Annotated in this window: 7 protein-coding genes; all 7 read right to left on the bottom strand. The window is 54.6% G+C overall.

Annotated features, from left to right (window positions below; translation table 11 throughout):
* Nucleotides 1-8 precede the first annotated feature (8 nt).
* The 7 genes from FUA23_RS16900 to FUA23_RS16870 all read right to left on the bottom strand — a co-directional run bounded on the left by FUA23_RS16900 (nt 9) and on the right by FUA23_RS16870 (nt 14,123).
* Nucleotides 9-1,421: a tagaturonate reductase gene (locus FUA23_RS16900; protein ID WP_147931942.1), complete on the bottom strand. Its 1,413-nt coding sequence runs from the start codon at nt 1,419-1,421 to the stop codon at nt 9-11.
* Between the two features lie 10 nt (nt 1,422-1,431).
* Nucleotides 1,432-3,084 carry a UxaA family hydrolase gene (locus FUA23_RS16895; RefSeq protein ID WP_147931941.1) on the bottom strand — a complete coding sequence of 551 codons (1,653 nt, stop codon included), beginning with the start codon at nt 3,082-3,084 and terminating at the stop codon, nt 1,432-1,434.
* A gap of 106 nt (nt 3,085-3,190) precedes the next feature.
* Complete coding sequence (locus FUA23_RS16890; RefSeq protein WP_246144307.1) at nt 3,191-4,717, bottom strand: alpha-L-fucosidase; 1,527 nt, start codon at nt 4,715-4,717, stop codon at nt 3,191-3,193.
* 46 nt (nt 4,718-4,763) lie between these two features.
* The gene (locus FUA23_RS16885; RefSeq protein ID WP_147931940.1) at nt 4,764-6,386 is read right to left on the bottom strand and encodes a sulfatase family protein; all 1,623 of its coding nucleotides are present in this window, start codon (nt 6,384-6,386) and stop codon (nt 4,764-4,766) included.
* Nucleotides 6,383-8,416 (bottom strand): FG-GAP-like repeat-containing protein, encoded by a 2,034-nt coding sequence (locus tag FUA23_RS16880; protein WP_147931939.1) that lies wholly within the window; start codon nt 8,414-8,416, stop codon nt 6,383-6,385. The genes FUA23_RS16885 and FUA23_RS16880 overlap by 4 nt, the downstream gene beginning before the upstream one ends.
* Nucleotides 8,417-8,548: 132 nt before the next feature.
* Nucleotides 8,549-10,051 (bottom strand): PKD domain-containing protein, encoded by a 1,503-nt coding sequence (locus tag FUA23_RS16875; RefSeq protein ID WP_147931938.1) that lies wholly within the window; start codon nt 10,049-10,051, stop codon nt 8,549-8,551.
* Nucleotides 10,052-10,796: 745 nt separating this feature from the next.
* Entirely contained in the window at nt 10,797-14,123 is a 3,327-nt protein-coding gene (locus tag FUA23_RS16870) for a VCBS repeat-containing protein (protein ID WP_246144305.1), read from the bottom strand.
* Nucleotides 14,124-14,184: the final 61 nt, after the last annotated feature.

The raw sequence follows: 14,184 nt of genomic DNA, 5'->3' as shown, positions 1-14,184 counted from the left end.
GGTCGTTTTTAAGCTTGATATTTTTGAATTCCCGCACTGAGCGCATCGGTCAGGCCGGGCACCTCGTTGAGGTCCGTACCCCACCAATCCGTTTTGCTGAGCACGTTACGTGCGAGCTGAACCGTTGTTTGCTCGTTGGCAGTAACCCGGCTCCACTCCTGCTGAAGGAAGGTAATGCGGTCTTCAGCATCCCGCAGGGCAATGGGCGCTCCATTGCGGTCACCCCGGTAAAACCGGATCAGGGCAGCGAAGGCGCGGACAATGCCCGCCGGAAGTTCGCCTTTTTTCTTTTGGTAGGCCAGTAATGAAGGCAAGAGTCTGGTCCTGAATTTACTGGTGGAATTCAGGGAGATGTCCATCAGTTTATGATGGATACTTGGGTTACGGAAGCGGTCGAGCACATCGGCCGCGAAGGCTTTAAGTTCAGCTTCCGGATAATCGAGCGAGGGGATGATTTCGTCGTTCAGAACACTGTCCAGGAACGCGCTCATTTCAGCGTCGGCCATCACATCGCCTACGGTTTCGAGGCCGGCAAGGTAGCCTGTAGGTACAATACTGGTATGGGCGCCGTTCAGGATACGGACTTTAATCTCCCGGTACGCGTCGAGGTCATCGGTAAAAGTAACGTTGAGGTCAGTATCGCTAAAAGGCAGTTCTTCAGCCACTTGAGGTGGGCCTGATATTACCCAGCTGTGGTAATATTCTCCGGCTACGAGCAGGGGGTCAGTGTGGCCGGTCTCGGCGGCGATGGCCGCCGCGCGATCCGCAGGATAGCCCGAAACGATACGGTCGACAAGCGTATTACAGAAGTGATTTTCCTCCTGTATCCACTGCCGGAAGGCATCCGACAAGCCCCAGTGCACTGCGTACTTGAGGATGCATTCCCGGAGTTCATCGCCGTTGTTCCCGATGAGTTCCAAAGGCAAAACAATGCACCCGCGGCCGCGCCCTGCTGCCCCGAAATGCTGAAACCGATGATGGAGCCACAAACAGAGTTTAGCCGGAAACTCGGTTGGCATTCCCTCTTCCGGAAGCGGTTCCTCCCGGAAGCGGATACCGGCTTCGGTGGTGTTGGAAATCACGAACCTCATCCCGGGCAGCTCGGCGGTAGCCAGGTAGGCGGCCCGCTCGGTATAAGGCTGAATGACCTGCTGCACGCAGGTTACGACCCGCCGGTCGCTGATCAGTTCTCCCTTACGAATGCCATCGAGCGCCACGGAGAACAAGCCGTGCTGCGCCCGGAGTTCTGTATAGTCTCCACGGCTGGTTGGTTTCACGATGACCACGCCACCGTTGAAGTCCGTTTGTTCGTTTAAAACGTCGATCATCCAGTCGACAAAGGCCCGCAGAAAGTTGCCACCTCCGAACTGAAGGATGCGTAAAGGGCGTTGCGGACGGTCAAAATCCTGAGGATTCAGCATTGTTAATTTTTTAAAGGGAAACGCCTCGTTTCCAGGGAATAAAATCGTCCTGCCCCAGGCGTTGGGCTGCGGTTTGGTATTTTCCGGAGGCTACCTCGATCAGCAGTTCCAGCAGTGCTTCGCCACGTTCGGCGATGGATTCTTCTCCGGTAATGACCGGCCCGGCATCGAAGTCGATAATATCTGCCATGCGCCCGGCAAGTATTGAATTACTGGCCATTTTGACTACCGGAACAATGGGGTTTCCGGTGGGTGTGCCGAGGCCGGTGGTGAAGACGATGAGGTTACAGCCGGAACCGGCCAGGCCGGTGGTGCTTTCCACATCGTTGCCCGGCGTACACAGCAGGTTCAGGCCGGCTTTGGTGACGGGCTCGGCGTAGTCGAGTACATCCGCAACTGGTCCGGAGCCCCCTTTTTTGGCTGCGCCGGCCGATTTCATAGCGTCGGTGATCAAGCCGTCCCTGATGTTTCCCGGAGAGGGATTGTTTTTGAAGCCGGAGCCTACGGCTTCCGCCGCGTCGGAATAGGCCCGCATGAGCGCCGAGAATTTATCGGCCAGTTCAGGGCTTGCGCAGCGGTCGATCATCTCCTGTTCCACCCCGTTCAGTTCGGGGAATTCGGCAAGAACTGTTTTTGCTTTCAGCGCTACCAATAAGTCAGACACGTGGCCCAGAACCGGATTGGCAGACAAGCCGGAGAAACCATCGGAGCCACCACACTCGAGTCCTAAGGTAAGGGCAGATAAGGGCGCCGGAGCGCGGGTGCAAAGATCGGCTTCCATGAGCCCGGCAAAGGTGAACTTCACCGCTTCTGCCACGAACGAGCGTTCGCTGTTGCTCGCCTGCTGTTCGAGATAAAAGACCGTTTTATCACCGGCAGCACCTCGTTTTTTCAGGGCTTCCTGCAGGATGGGAATCTGTGCGTTCTGGCAACCAAGACTTAGCACCGTAGCACCCGCAACGTTGGGGTGACTGATGTAACCCGCCAGTAATTCGCAGAGCACTTCCGCGTCTTGCCGGATGCCACCACAGCCACCGTCGTGGGTCAGGAACTTGATGCCGTCTACGTTAGGGAATACTTTCTCGGGCTGCACTTCGCTTCCTTTCCGCAGCGGGTCGAGTTGCAGGATCGCTTCAACGTCTGCACCGGATCGGTAGGCATCTACGAGCCGGTGCACGTCGACGATCGTATCCGGTTGACGGCCGTACCCCAGTTGATCGATCATTGCGTCGCGGATGGTTTCCACATTGCGGTTTTCGCAGAAAACCAGCGGAATAACCAGCCAGTAATTGGCCGTGCCAACCGCGCCACCGGCGCGGTGATACCCGAGGAACTCCCGACCTTCCCATTTGCTTACATCCGGAGGGCTCCAGGTGTAGCCCTGTTTGCGGGCGCCGTAGGATTGTGCTGCATGAACTACGTTGCCCGTGTGGATCAATCCTCCGGCAGGAATGGCCTCCGTGGCTTCGCCCACCAGTACCCCGTACATAAAAAGTTGCTCACCAACGGCCAGGGAGCGGTCGGTGAACTTATGCTTTGCGCGGACAGCATTCTGCAGACACAACGGTTTTCCCGCAACGTCGATATTGTGTCCCGCGGGGAAGTCACGCAGTGCGACCAATAAGTTATCGGCAGGATCGAGCCTAAGCCATTCGTGAGTCATGTATCAGTATCCGTTTAATTCCGGGGCGACTGTTCTTCAAAGGAAGAGCAATCGCCCCGGATAGGTCGTAGCTGTACTCAATGCAGCGTACTAATCTAAAGAATAATTACTCCAGTTCGAGTTTCACTACGGTTGCCATTTCATTCATCGGGGCGTCCGGAATCACGATGTAGCTCTCGTATTTGTCGATAGCGAATTCCACTTCCGTACCGCTTCCCAAGAGGGTCGCTCTCTTTACCGGGGTAGCCGGTGGGTACTGAATGCTGGAGAGGCTGCTCAGCTTCACCTTTTTGCCCTTTTCGGGAGCCCCGAGGAAGATGACGTAGATGGCACTGTGGTCTTTTGCTTCGGTAAACCGGACATCGCCCGGGCCGTACTTAACGGTAGCAGACTGACCACCGTGGTTGCCGTCTTTCGCCTTTGCGGTTCCGAACCCGTACTCCATCCGTGCGCGGGTGTTGTAAATCGCCTCGCCGTACGTGTCGAGCCAGCTACCGAGTTCTTTCAGTACATCAACCTGCTCCTGGGGGATGCTGCCATCGGCCCGGGGCGAGATATTGAGCAGTACCACACCATTTTTACTGACTACGTCGATGAAATTACGGATAACGACTTTAGGGTCTTTGTACGTTTGCCCTTTTACGTAGCTCCACGACTTGTTGCTGAGCGTAATGTCAGTAAGCCACACGCGCTCGGAGGCATCCTTCTTACCTCCCTGTTCGATATCGAGAATACTGACGTCGAGGGGAAGATCATCCTTTTTGTGAGCGATGACGACCTCTTTACCCTTAGCCTTGGCGTGGTTGAGGTAATAGGCACAGAATTCTTTGCGGTATTCTTCGGGAATCAGATTCAGCCACACGTCGAACCAGATCACGTCGGGATCATACTGGTCGATAACTTCCTCGAGCTGAGCCAGCCAGTAGGGGTACCATTCTTCTTCGGGAACGTTGCCGTACAGCCACTTGAGCTTATCGTCTTCGGTGGAAGTTGCCCAATCGGGGTTGTACGGGTAGTGGCTGTCCCAGCCATCCCAGTATTTTTCGTTGTCGGCGTTGCGCTGCAGGTTGCGGGCGTGGTGGAATGAAGTGATGAGCTTCATGCCTCTTGCTCTGAGGGCTTTTGCCATCTCTCCGGTAATATCACGCTTGGGGCCCATTGCGGCGGTGTTCCATGGGTTGACTTTGCTGTCCCACATTGCAAACCCATCGTGGTGCTGGGCCACGGGCCCTCCCCACTTAGCCCCTGCCATCTTCATGAGGTCAGCGATTTCGTCGGCATTGAACTTATCTGCCGTGAACATAGGGATGAAGTCATGGTAGTTGAACTCCGACTGATCGCCGAAGTTTTCCTGGTGGAATTTGTAGGCTTCCTGCCCGGGCAGGTACATATTCCGGGGGTACCATTCACTGTGTTGCTCGGGCACGACATAAGGCCCCCAGTGAAAGTAAATTCCTAGTTTTGAATCGGCAAACCAATCGGGCGATTCGTTTACTTTAGCCAACGACTCCCAGTCGGCGGTGAAGTCACCGTCCGTGGAGGTTGAGGAAATATCCGCAGCGTTTTTCACTTCGGTCATATGGCATGCCTGAGCGAAAAACAGCAGTGCCAAAAAGGGCAGGCAAAGTCTCATAAGTAGGTAGTTTTTGATGATGTCAATACGTGGTTCGAGGGGACTATTATTTGTCCCAGTTGGCCTCAATGACCTGCTGAAAGCGGGGGTAATTTTCGTCCGTTTCTTTTAGTTCTTCCCGCATTTCCCGAAGGTCATCCTTTAGGCTGGCGATGACGTCGGCGTAGGCCGGGTCATCGTAGCGGTTTACATTTTCCGATGGATCTTTTTTCAGATCATAGAATTCCCACGCTACGGGCGTTGCCGTTATGGGGTAAGAATCCTCTTTCCACCACATACTTCCGGTCCCGATCAACTTTTCTTTATAGGGTTGTGCGTAGTAGAAAATGAGTTTAAAGTCTTTGGTCCGCAGGCCAAAGTTCGCCGGCACATCGTGGTGCGTGAGGTGCATCCAGTAGCGGTAGTAGGTTGATTTCCTCCAGTCGTCCGGTTCACTTCCGTCGAGGTACTCGGCGAAGCTCCGGCCCTGCATATAGTCCGGCGTTTCACCTCCGGCCAGTGAAAGCATGGTTGGCCCAAAATCAGTATTATTGATGAGCAACTCACTTTTCGTACCTGCCTTGATCCCTGCGGGATAGTGCATTATGAACGGCATTCGCATGCTTTCGTCGTACATCCAGCGCTTGTCCATGTAGTCATGCTCTCCGAGCATGAATCCCTGATCTCCGGTATAGATGATAACTGTATTCTCCCAAAGACCTTCGGCTTTCAGGTAGTCAAACAGGCGGCCCAGGTTGTCGTCGACTCCTTTTACGCACCTCAGGTAGCGTTTGAGGTATTCCTGATAGGCCGCGCTGGTGGCAGAATCCCGGGGTGTTTTGGTGATGCCATACTGTTCGGTATAGCTGCGGTACGGATGCCGGTCCGATACGGACGTACCGATGCGATTGCGGAGGTCGTCGTTGACGCCCCGGGTAGCTTCGGAGCCGAAGTCCGGCTGATTTTGATCGTAGAGGTTGGCCGGTTCGGGAATGTGGGTGTTTTCCAGGTAATCCGCGTAGCGGGGAGCAAACTCGAAATCGTCGTGCGGTGCTTTATAATGGTGCATCAGGAAAAACGGCTGATCCTTTTTACGTTTCGTCTTCAGCCAGTCAAGGGTAACGTCGGTAACGATGTCTGTCGAATGCCCTTCGTATTTCACGAAGTTGTCGGGCCAGGTGCCCGCGTCGCTGGCGCGGAATTCGGGGTTGAAGTATTTGCCCTGGCTTTCCAGAACGTGGTAATAGTCGTAAGCTGCAGGCTCCGCCTTAAGGTGCCATTTCCCGATCATGGCGGTTTGGTAGCCCAGCTTGCTCATTTCCATGGGCAGGTATTGCCGTGCCGGAGGCAGGGTGTCGTCCAGAGTCAGGATACCGTTGGTCTGGCTGTACTGCCCGGTCATGATGTTGCCCCGCGAGGGCGTACAAATGGAATTGGTACAGAATACATGGCTGAACAGCGCTCCGTCGGCCGCCAGTGCGTCGATGTTCGGGGTTGGGTTCAAGCTGGCCAGTCTGCTACCGTACGCACCAACGGCCTGGGTGGTATGGTCATCCGACATGATGAAGATGATGTTCGGTCGTGCGGTGTCTTCCCCTTTGGCCGGAGCCAGGGCGGTCTGGTTCCCACAAGCGGAAAACAGGAAGAGTGCAAGGATCAATAGATCTGTTGTCAGGGTTAAGTTCTTCACGGGCGGACGACTTTATGATGGGTTAGTTTGCCTGCAAAATCCAGGCGAAGAATGTAAACCCCGCGCGAAATTCCGGGCAGGGGCAGAGTAATGCTCCGCTGGTCGGCAGAGACCAGTAACTGATCTTTGTAAACGATGCGGCCTGAAGACGTAAGCAACTTCACCTGCAGGTCACCTTCTCCTGTGGGGAGTTGGAGCTGTAGTTCATCGGAACGTAACGGATTGGGGTATACGATGGGTTGGTCGGCAGCCTCATACACACGAATGCGTATGGGTTGCAGTACGGGGCAAAGACCCTGCCCTGCTATTGTATCAACCAGCACTGCATCCTGCGTGCGCGCCAGATCACGGTAAACTTCCCCCGAAGTAAGTTCAACGATCTGCTCTTCGAGCACGGTGAACGGCAGTTTTTCGGTACGTTCGATCAGCAAAATTTCCTGATCCGAGGTGTTCGTCTGCCAGTTGTAGCGAAGTTCGGGTTCTGCAGCCTCCGGGCTGCACTCCGTACGGGAAGTATGGTCGATCAGGTACCAGCTTCCGTCGGAACGGATTCCGGTTAATTGGTTCCAGGCGATACCGGTGTACGTTTGTGCAGTCTGGCTGGTAAAAGTCACCACCACACTATCAATCGGAGCACTGGAGGCAGGCGCTCCGAAGTGAACCGGAACCGCGGAATGAGAGAGGTATCCGGAACCTCCGTCTACCTCGCGCAGCCAGCTTTCTTCGCCGGCAAAAAGGGTTAGTTTAAGTGTATTTCCAGGAGTTTCGAGTGCGAGCCATTTACCCGTTTCTCCGCCTTCGTTGTGCAGCAGGCCGGCGGTAGTCTCATTGCCGCCAGAGCCCGTCTGTACTGAGTTGATGGCTACGTCGGGGTAGCCGTCGAGATCGTAATCCGCCACCGCAAGGCCGCGGGCCATTTTAACTACCGCACCAACGCCTGACGGTGCCGATTGGTCGGCAAAGGAGCCGTCTCCGTTATTGTGGTAATAACGTTGTGCTTCTGGTTCGTTGTTGAGTTCCGCAACCTGTCCGTTGGCAACGATCAGGTCGAGATGACCGTCAAGATCGAAATCGGTGAAGGAGGTTCCCCAGCTGGTGAGTTCGGGCAGGGCAACGCCTGCGAAGTAAGAACTGAAGTTGAAGAAAAGGCCTCCTCCGGTGTTCGTAAAAAGCGGATTCTCCCTGATATTGGTAACGTAGAGGTCGAGGTCGCCATCGTTGTCGTAATCGCCCTTGGCGATGCCCATCGCGTTGATGGTCGCGGCGGTTCCGTTTCTATCCGCTTTTCTGGAGAAAGACGGGAAGTCGTTCTGAAAATATTCGTTGGGTTCAATGGCGTAACCAAAGTCGTTGGCGAGGTAAAGGTCGGGCCGCCCATCATCGTTCAGGTCCGAAAAGGTAACCCCGAGGCCGCAGCCCGGGTCGTCGAGCTGCAGTGCGGTGGCCACTTCCGTAAAGCTGAAGTTACCGTCGTTGCGATACATGAAGTTCAGTTGTCCTCCGTCTGCGGGCACGGTGCCCGCCATGTAGTTGCTCACGTAGATGTCCAGGTCGCCGTCGCCGTCGTAATCGCCGGTAGCCGCTGATGCGCTGTAGGCAACGTCGGTGATGCCGGCCGTAACGGATACGTTGCGAAAGGTGTTGCCGCCGGTGTTTTCAAGTAAAACATTCGGTGTGCCGTCCATCGTTGTGATGAATAAATCGGCGAAGCCATCGTTGTTGAAATCAGCACTGACAGCGCCCATTGTTCCCGTTATGCTTAACACTCCTGTGCTTTCGCTCACGTCGGTAAAACTGCCGTTCCAGTTGTTACGGAACAGCCGCGTCGGTTGCAGACCGTTGAGGAACAAGAGGTCGGGGTACCGGTCGTTGTTGTAGTCGAACCACACTACTCCACCAGACATGAGCACCGGGTCGGTAGCCTGTCCGTCGATCCCGGCAGCTGCGCTAACCTCACTGAAGTTTTGCGCCGGCAAAGCGGACGTTGCCGCCAGCACACCGATCAGAATTACCGTTAGGAATTTGGTCATAAGTTGGAGTTTCACCGGTGGTGAAATGGAGGGAGATGCGAAAAAGAGTGACCCGACCTTCGCCGGGCCACTCCGAAAAATCACTTAATTATCAGTATAATCGATGCTTCGTTTTTTCCGGAAAATCAATTCCTACCGGCCACTGGCCGTTACGTAAATCGTTCCTCCCATAGGAGAGTTATGATTGACTGTCAGGCCACCTTCAGTAATGGTTCCTTCCAGAATGGCGGAAATTCTGACGGCCTGGTTGCGGTTGCCCTGCTTGGTTATGGTAAGGGTGGTTCCGTCGCTGGAAAGAACGCCTTCAGGAATGAAGTCCGGATTACCGAATCCATTTACGAACCTGAGATCGGTGATGGGTTGTGAGAAGGTGTACACGGTACCGATCGGTCCGAGCCAGCCCATCTCGATGCCAACGTCTCCGAGGTCGGAAAGCGTCGCGTTGGCTCCCGGAGTAATTTGCATGCCGTACGTAGAGGCGTTGTTGTGGTAAGTCTGCGTAATTGCTGCCGCACCCGGATTGAAGATATACAGGGCCGTATTCGCTACGTCAGAGAAGGTGACGCCACTCTGGGTGAAGGTGAATTCCTCACCACCGAGGGTAACGGTCCGCGAGTCGTTGCCACCTCCGGTATTGAAGTTGAGCTCAGCCCAGGTCTGCGACTCTCCCAGAAAGGAAACAGCATAAGAGAAAGGCAGAACAATCGAGCCACTGGCTACGGAGAATGATCCGGTTTCGGTGAACGAAAGAGTGTACGTTTCACCAACGTTGAAGTCAGCCGGGTTAACGTTCAGTTGCACGATGTTGCTTGCCCAGGCCGGAGTTTCCACACTGGAAACGGCTACCGTTCCACCACCACTTCCGGTGATCGTGAATTTGTCGGCGAGGTCGGCAGCCAGAGCGCCGGTGTCTTCGTTCAGGGCCAGCAGGATCGCCGATCCATCGCGGTTGAAGCGGGCACTTCTTGATTGCGTAACCGGGTCATCGAACGTTTGGATGAAGTCTTCTTTGGTAATTACGTCCGACGCACCGGTGCTTCTCCGTATTACCTCCAGGGTTACGGAGTAGGTGCCGGTTTCGGGGAATACGATCGAAGGATTGCTTTCGTAAATAGTATCGGTCGTCACGCCAGGAACAAACCAGGCGTAAATGATGGCACTGTCGCCCTCCATCAAAACGGAAGGGATCGCTCCTACCCCGGTAGTCAGGTTCTGGAACTGAACGGCCGAGCCTTTCTGCAACGACGTTGGCGTTGCCGAGAAGTTGGCCACTACGGGAGGAACTACCAGTATCGGTAGCCGGCGACGCTCGGTTGAGCCGTCATCGAAGGTAGTGGTAACGTAGGTGAGAAACTCTCCGGCATCCGGGTAGGTTACCGTCGGGTTGATGTCGGTAGACGTTGCCGGAATACCTCCTTCAAAACTCCATTCACGGCTGACCGCGTCGTTGGATTGATCTTCGTAGGTGATGGTACTTCCGGCGTCGGTTACGAGGCGGTCGGCAGAGATGAAGAAGTCTACCGGACTGAAGTTGTAGAAGTCGTCATCTTCGGGTGTACAGGCGGTGAAGAGTGCCGTAGCGGCGAGGCAAAAAACGAACAGTTTGCCGAGGTAGTTGAAAAAAGATGGTTTCATATTCAAGCAATGAGTTGTAAAGTACTTTAAGTCTTCCGGCACATATTGAATTACCGGTTACTTACATGATCGGTGTAAATATCCAGTCATTCCGCGCCCCACGGGGCAACAGATGTTTAAAAGGAAAGCACATATGGATTTACCCCACGAAAAGTCCGCAGTTTTCCCGCTTTTTAGTGCTTTTGGGGCGCAAACGCAGGTGCAGGCAAGGGTTTTGGCTCCGGTCCTGCAACAATATCACCCCTCTCCGTACCAATGGGTACGTGCTCCGAAACCAACCTTTATGAATGTCTCCATATTACTGGACATTTTTGATTTTCCACCTTACCCTCCGCCCTCTCCAGCAAGGTTTGCTTCGCAGTACTTCGTGCTCGCCTTAAGGCTCAGCGGAGAGGGAACCAAACCTCGAAGAAGCCGCGAAGCAAAAGGTCCAGTAGTATGGAATGTCTCTTACTTCAACCGGCGTGTGCAGCCCTGCTGCAAGGAGTTGACAGCACTTGGATCCGGCACTCAAGCCATACCGGCCTGTTTCGCTCGTAAGACTAAAGTCCCGATTCAAAATTTGAGAAAACACCAGGGTGCGTAGTCTTCCTTTGGCGTCTTTTACGTTTTGTTACTGCTGAAACGCAGGACGTTTCACAGAATACCCCCTCTCCGCTGAGTCCTGGGGCGAAGCTCATCGGAGAGGGGGTTGAGATGAGGCGTATACAGGCAGAGCTGATGTCCCGTTATACACCTCATTACCCTAATACTTCAGCAACCGGAGCGGCCCTTCGTTGATAGCGACCAATAATGCCCGCTGTCCGTTTTCGCCCAACCGGATCGGGTAAGCACCCTTCACGTTTTCCGGCAAAAACACGCCGGATTCCGCCGGGGAAAGAGCCACGAAAGTTTCGTCTCCTTTCCCGCCAAGCAGTACCGTCCCCGTGCCGCCATCAGCACGGGTGGTTTCTATCTCTACTTCGTACTTATTGCCTACCGTTACGAGATCCTCATGGCCGTCACCGTTTACATCCGTTGCAACTATCCCGTTGATTACCGAAAACTGAGCTTCCAGCGGCAGACGGTGAAGCACCAGTTTGCCACCGTCGTTTTCCAGCCAGGAGTTGGCAAATTCACGCACTTCGTACCTGATGGCATCGGGCTTTTCGAGGTCGATGATCTCTGCGAGTTCTGCGGCAGCGAATGCATTATAAGTCGGGAATTTTTCCGCGATACCCGGCACCTGCTGGCTGGAGCATTCCCGTCCTCTGATCGGGACGAGGTCTTTGCCGTTTTCTTTGGCCAGAAAAATATCGTTGCTGCCGTTCTGATCGAAGTCAGACGCGAAGACGTAAAATGGCTTTTCGGCCGAGGCACTGAATTTGTAATTGAGCCCCAGGTTGCCAAGAACAAAGTCTTCATCCCCGTCTCCGTCCAAATCCGCAGCTATTACTTTGTTCCACCAGCCCTGGGTTTCTTCCAAACCTCCGGCGGCGGTAACGTTTTGGTAGGTACTTCCCTCCTTTTTGAACACTGTGATGGGCATCCACTCTCCGACCACGATCAGTTCGGCCACTCCGTCGCCGTCGGTGTCGCTCCATACGGCCGAGGAAACCATTCCGACCCGCTCCAGTTCGGGAGCCCGTTCTGCGGTCACGTCCCGGAATATTCCGCCTTCGTTTTCCAACAGGAAGCTTTGCGGTGCCGCCGGGTAACGGGCTGGCACTACCCTCCCCCCTACGAAAAGGTCGAGATCGCCGTCGCCGTCCATATCAAAAGGAGCGATACAGGAACCACTACTCCGGATATCGGGCAGGCCTTCCGACTTGCTGAAACGTCCGCTTCCATCGTTCAGGTAAAGCCGATCCTGAAAATTCGGCGATTCTTCGGGGAATTCACTTCCTCCGCTGACTACGTAGAGGTCTGGGTCTCCATCTCCGTCTGCATCAAAAAATTCTGCGGCGGTATCCTCGTGTTTGGCGTCCGCTGCTACAAAAGCGGCATCTCCTGCTGTGAATTTGCCGTCTGCTTGCTGCAGGAAGAGTGCTCCGGCGATCTTTTTGGCCCCACCAACGTAGAAATCATCCCGCCCATCGCCGTTCACATCACCAACTGCAACCGCCGGCCCCGATTTGCTGTGGGCGTGGGGCAACAACACCTGGCTGGCGTAATCATCGAACTCATTTTCCCGCTGGATGAAGGTGGTCGCAAAATGCTCGTCGGTAACCTCTGCAAACAAAGGCGCTAACGGAACGGGCGGCGATGAACGCTGCTTCGCATCCTGATGGCTGACGGTCAGTAATTCTGCTGTTGCGGGCCGCTCCACTACCGATTCTTTACCGTCGGGCCATACCACCCGGACCCGCTCAACCGGTCCGAGCTCGCCCAAACCGAAGTGTACGTATGGCTCGACGGAAGAGAGGTACCCCCGAACTGTTTTCATCTGCTGGTACTGTTTCCCTTCCGCCTGCTCCACGGTAACCTTTGCTCCCAGGCCGTAGCTGTTCCCCTTCGGGCCTTGTAACCACAAGCGGAGACTCCCGCCCGGGGTGATGTTGTTCCGGTAAATGAAAGCCTCTTCCTCCAGGTTGTTGATCACCAGGTCGAGGTCGCCGTCGTTGTCAAGGTCGCCGTAGGCGGCACCGTTGGAGAAAGATGCTTCCCCAAGCCCCCATTCCCCGGCGGCGTTCCGGAAGCGTAACGCTCCGGAGTCATCGTACAGGTAATTCTGCAACGGAACCGATTTAAACATATCGATCACGATCCGGGCATTTTCTTCGTCGGTTCGGGCCCTCCTCTCCGGGCTTTTGAGGTATTTCTGGAAGCGGATGTTCCCGTCTTTATCGGCTACGTCGCGCCGGTACCCGTTGGTGATGAAAATCTCTTTTTGCGCGTCGTTGTCGAAGTCGGCGCCAAGTACGGCCCAGCTCCAGTCCGATTTCGCGACTCCGGACAACTGGCTGATTTCGCTGAAAAAGCCATTCCCACGGTTCAATTGCAGGCTGTTGTGCATATACTGGTCATGAAAACCGCTGGCCATTATGCGGCGGTATTCATCTACGTTCATGCTGGCCATCGTCGTCTTGGAGCGGACGTAATCTTCGGGCGACATATCCAGTTGGATCAGGTCTTCGAAGCCGTCGTTGTTCAGGTCCGAAGCATCGATGCCCATCCCGTAGAAACTGGTGTGGTTGGTGTACTTCTCGATGCTTTCCACGAAGGTTCCATCGCCCTGATTTTCGTAGAGGTAATCATTTTCGAGGTAATCGTTGGAAACCAGGATGTCGGTAAAGCCGTCGTTGTTTACGTCGGCGGTAACGAGACCGAGGCCGTAACCGAAGTTCCGGGTGATTCCGGCAGTTTCGGTTACCTGGGTAAACTGATTGTTATCGTTGCGGTACAGCTGATCGCTGAACTTGGGGTCCTGACGCGCCTTGGCTTCCAGCACGCTCCGGTAAGGGATGAAAAACTTATCCGGCCGGTTGGTGACGTAGACGTCCAGGTCGTTATCGTTGTCCATATCGAAGAATACCGCTTGTAGCGAGTAGCCGGTATCCGCCAATCCGAATTCTTTTGCGGCTTCCCTGAATTTACCTTTCCCGTCGTTGAGAAACAGCAGGTTGGCGCGATCTCCGGGGCTGCTGTCGTCAGCAGATCCTCCGCGGCAGAGATATATGTCCAGGTGTCCGTCGCCGTTCACATCGGCCATCACCACGCCGTTGTCCCAGCCGCCGTTTCCGGCTACGCCGGCGGCATCGGTGATGTCCTCGAAGGTCATGTCGCCGGTATTCCGGTAAAGCTTGTTGCCCGTTTCGTTGGCGGTAAAGTAAACGTCCTGCAACCCGTCGCCGTCGATGTCGCCAATCGCCACGCCTCCCCCGTTGTACACGTACTGAAAGCGGGCGAAGAAATTTTTGAAGTTCTCCTCTACGTGGTTCGTGAAGGAGATATTACTGCTGGAGGATGGGACACGCTCAAAAACAGCTTTCCCTTCTTCGGTTAATGGAGTCTGAATGGTCTCCGGTGTTGGCTCATTGGTACACGAGACAAGCAGAAAGATGAATATGACAGAGGTCAGTAAAAAGCGCATGATTCTAAATTTTCGATAAAAATTTACCTGATACTAAGCGGATAAAACAGCGTGTGCTTAG

The organism is Neolewinella aurantiaca (assembly GCF_008014675.1).
Taxonomy (GTDB): domain Bacteria; phylum Bacteroidota; class Bacteroidia; order Chitinophagales; family Saprospiraceae; genus Neolewinella; species Neolewinella aurantiaca.
The sequence above is the reverse complement of the archived record's forward strand: the minus strand, read 5'-3'. Positions and strand labels throughout refer to the sequence as shown.

What these genes read in the sequence shown, in the direction of transcription:
- FUA23_RS16900 (WP_147931942.1), bottom strand. Translation starts at nt 1,421, where the DNA reads ATGCTGAATCCTCAGGATTTTGACCGTCCGCAACGCCCTTTACGCATC.
- FUA23_RS16895 (WP_147931941.1), bottom strand. Translation starts at nt 3,084, where the DNA reads ATGACTCACGAATGGCTTAGGCTCGATCCTGCCGATAACTTATTGGTC.
- FUA23_RS16890 (WP_246144307.1), bottom strand. Translation starts at nt 4,717, where the DNA reads ATGAGACTTTGCCTGCCCTTTTTGGCACTGCTGTTTTTCGCTCAGGCA.
- FUA23_RS16880 (WP_147931939.1), bottom strand. Translation starts at nt 8,416, where the DNA reads ATGACCAAATTCCTAACGGTAATTCTGATCGGTGTGCTGGCGGCAACG.
- FUA23_RS16875 (WP_147931938.1), bottom strand. Translation starts at nt 10,051, where the DNA reads ATGAAACCATCTTTTTTCAACTACCTCGGCAAACTGTTCGTTTTTTGC.
- FUA23_RS16870 (WP_246144305.1), bottom strand. Translation starts at nt 14,123, where the DNA reads ATGCGCTTTTTACTGACCTCTGTCATATTCATCTTTCTGCTTGTCTCG.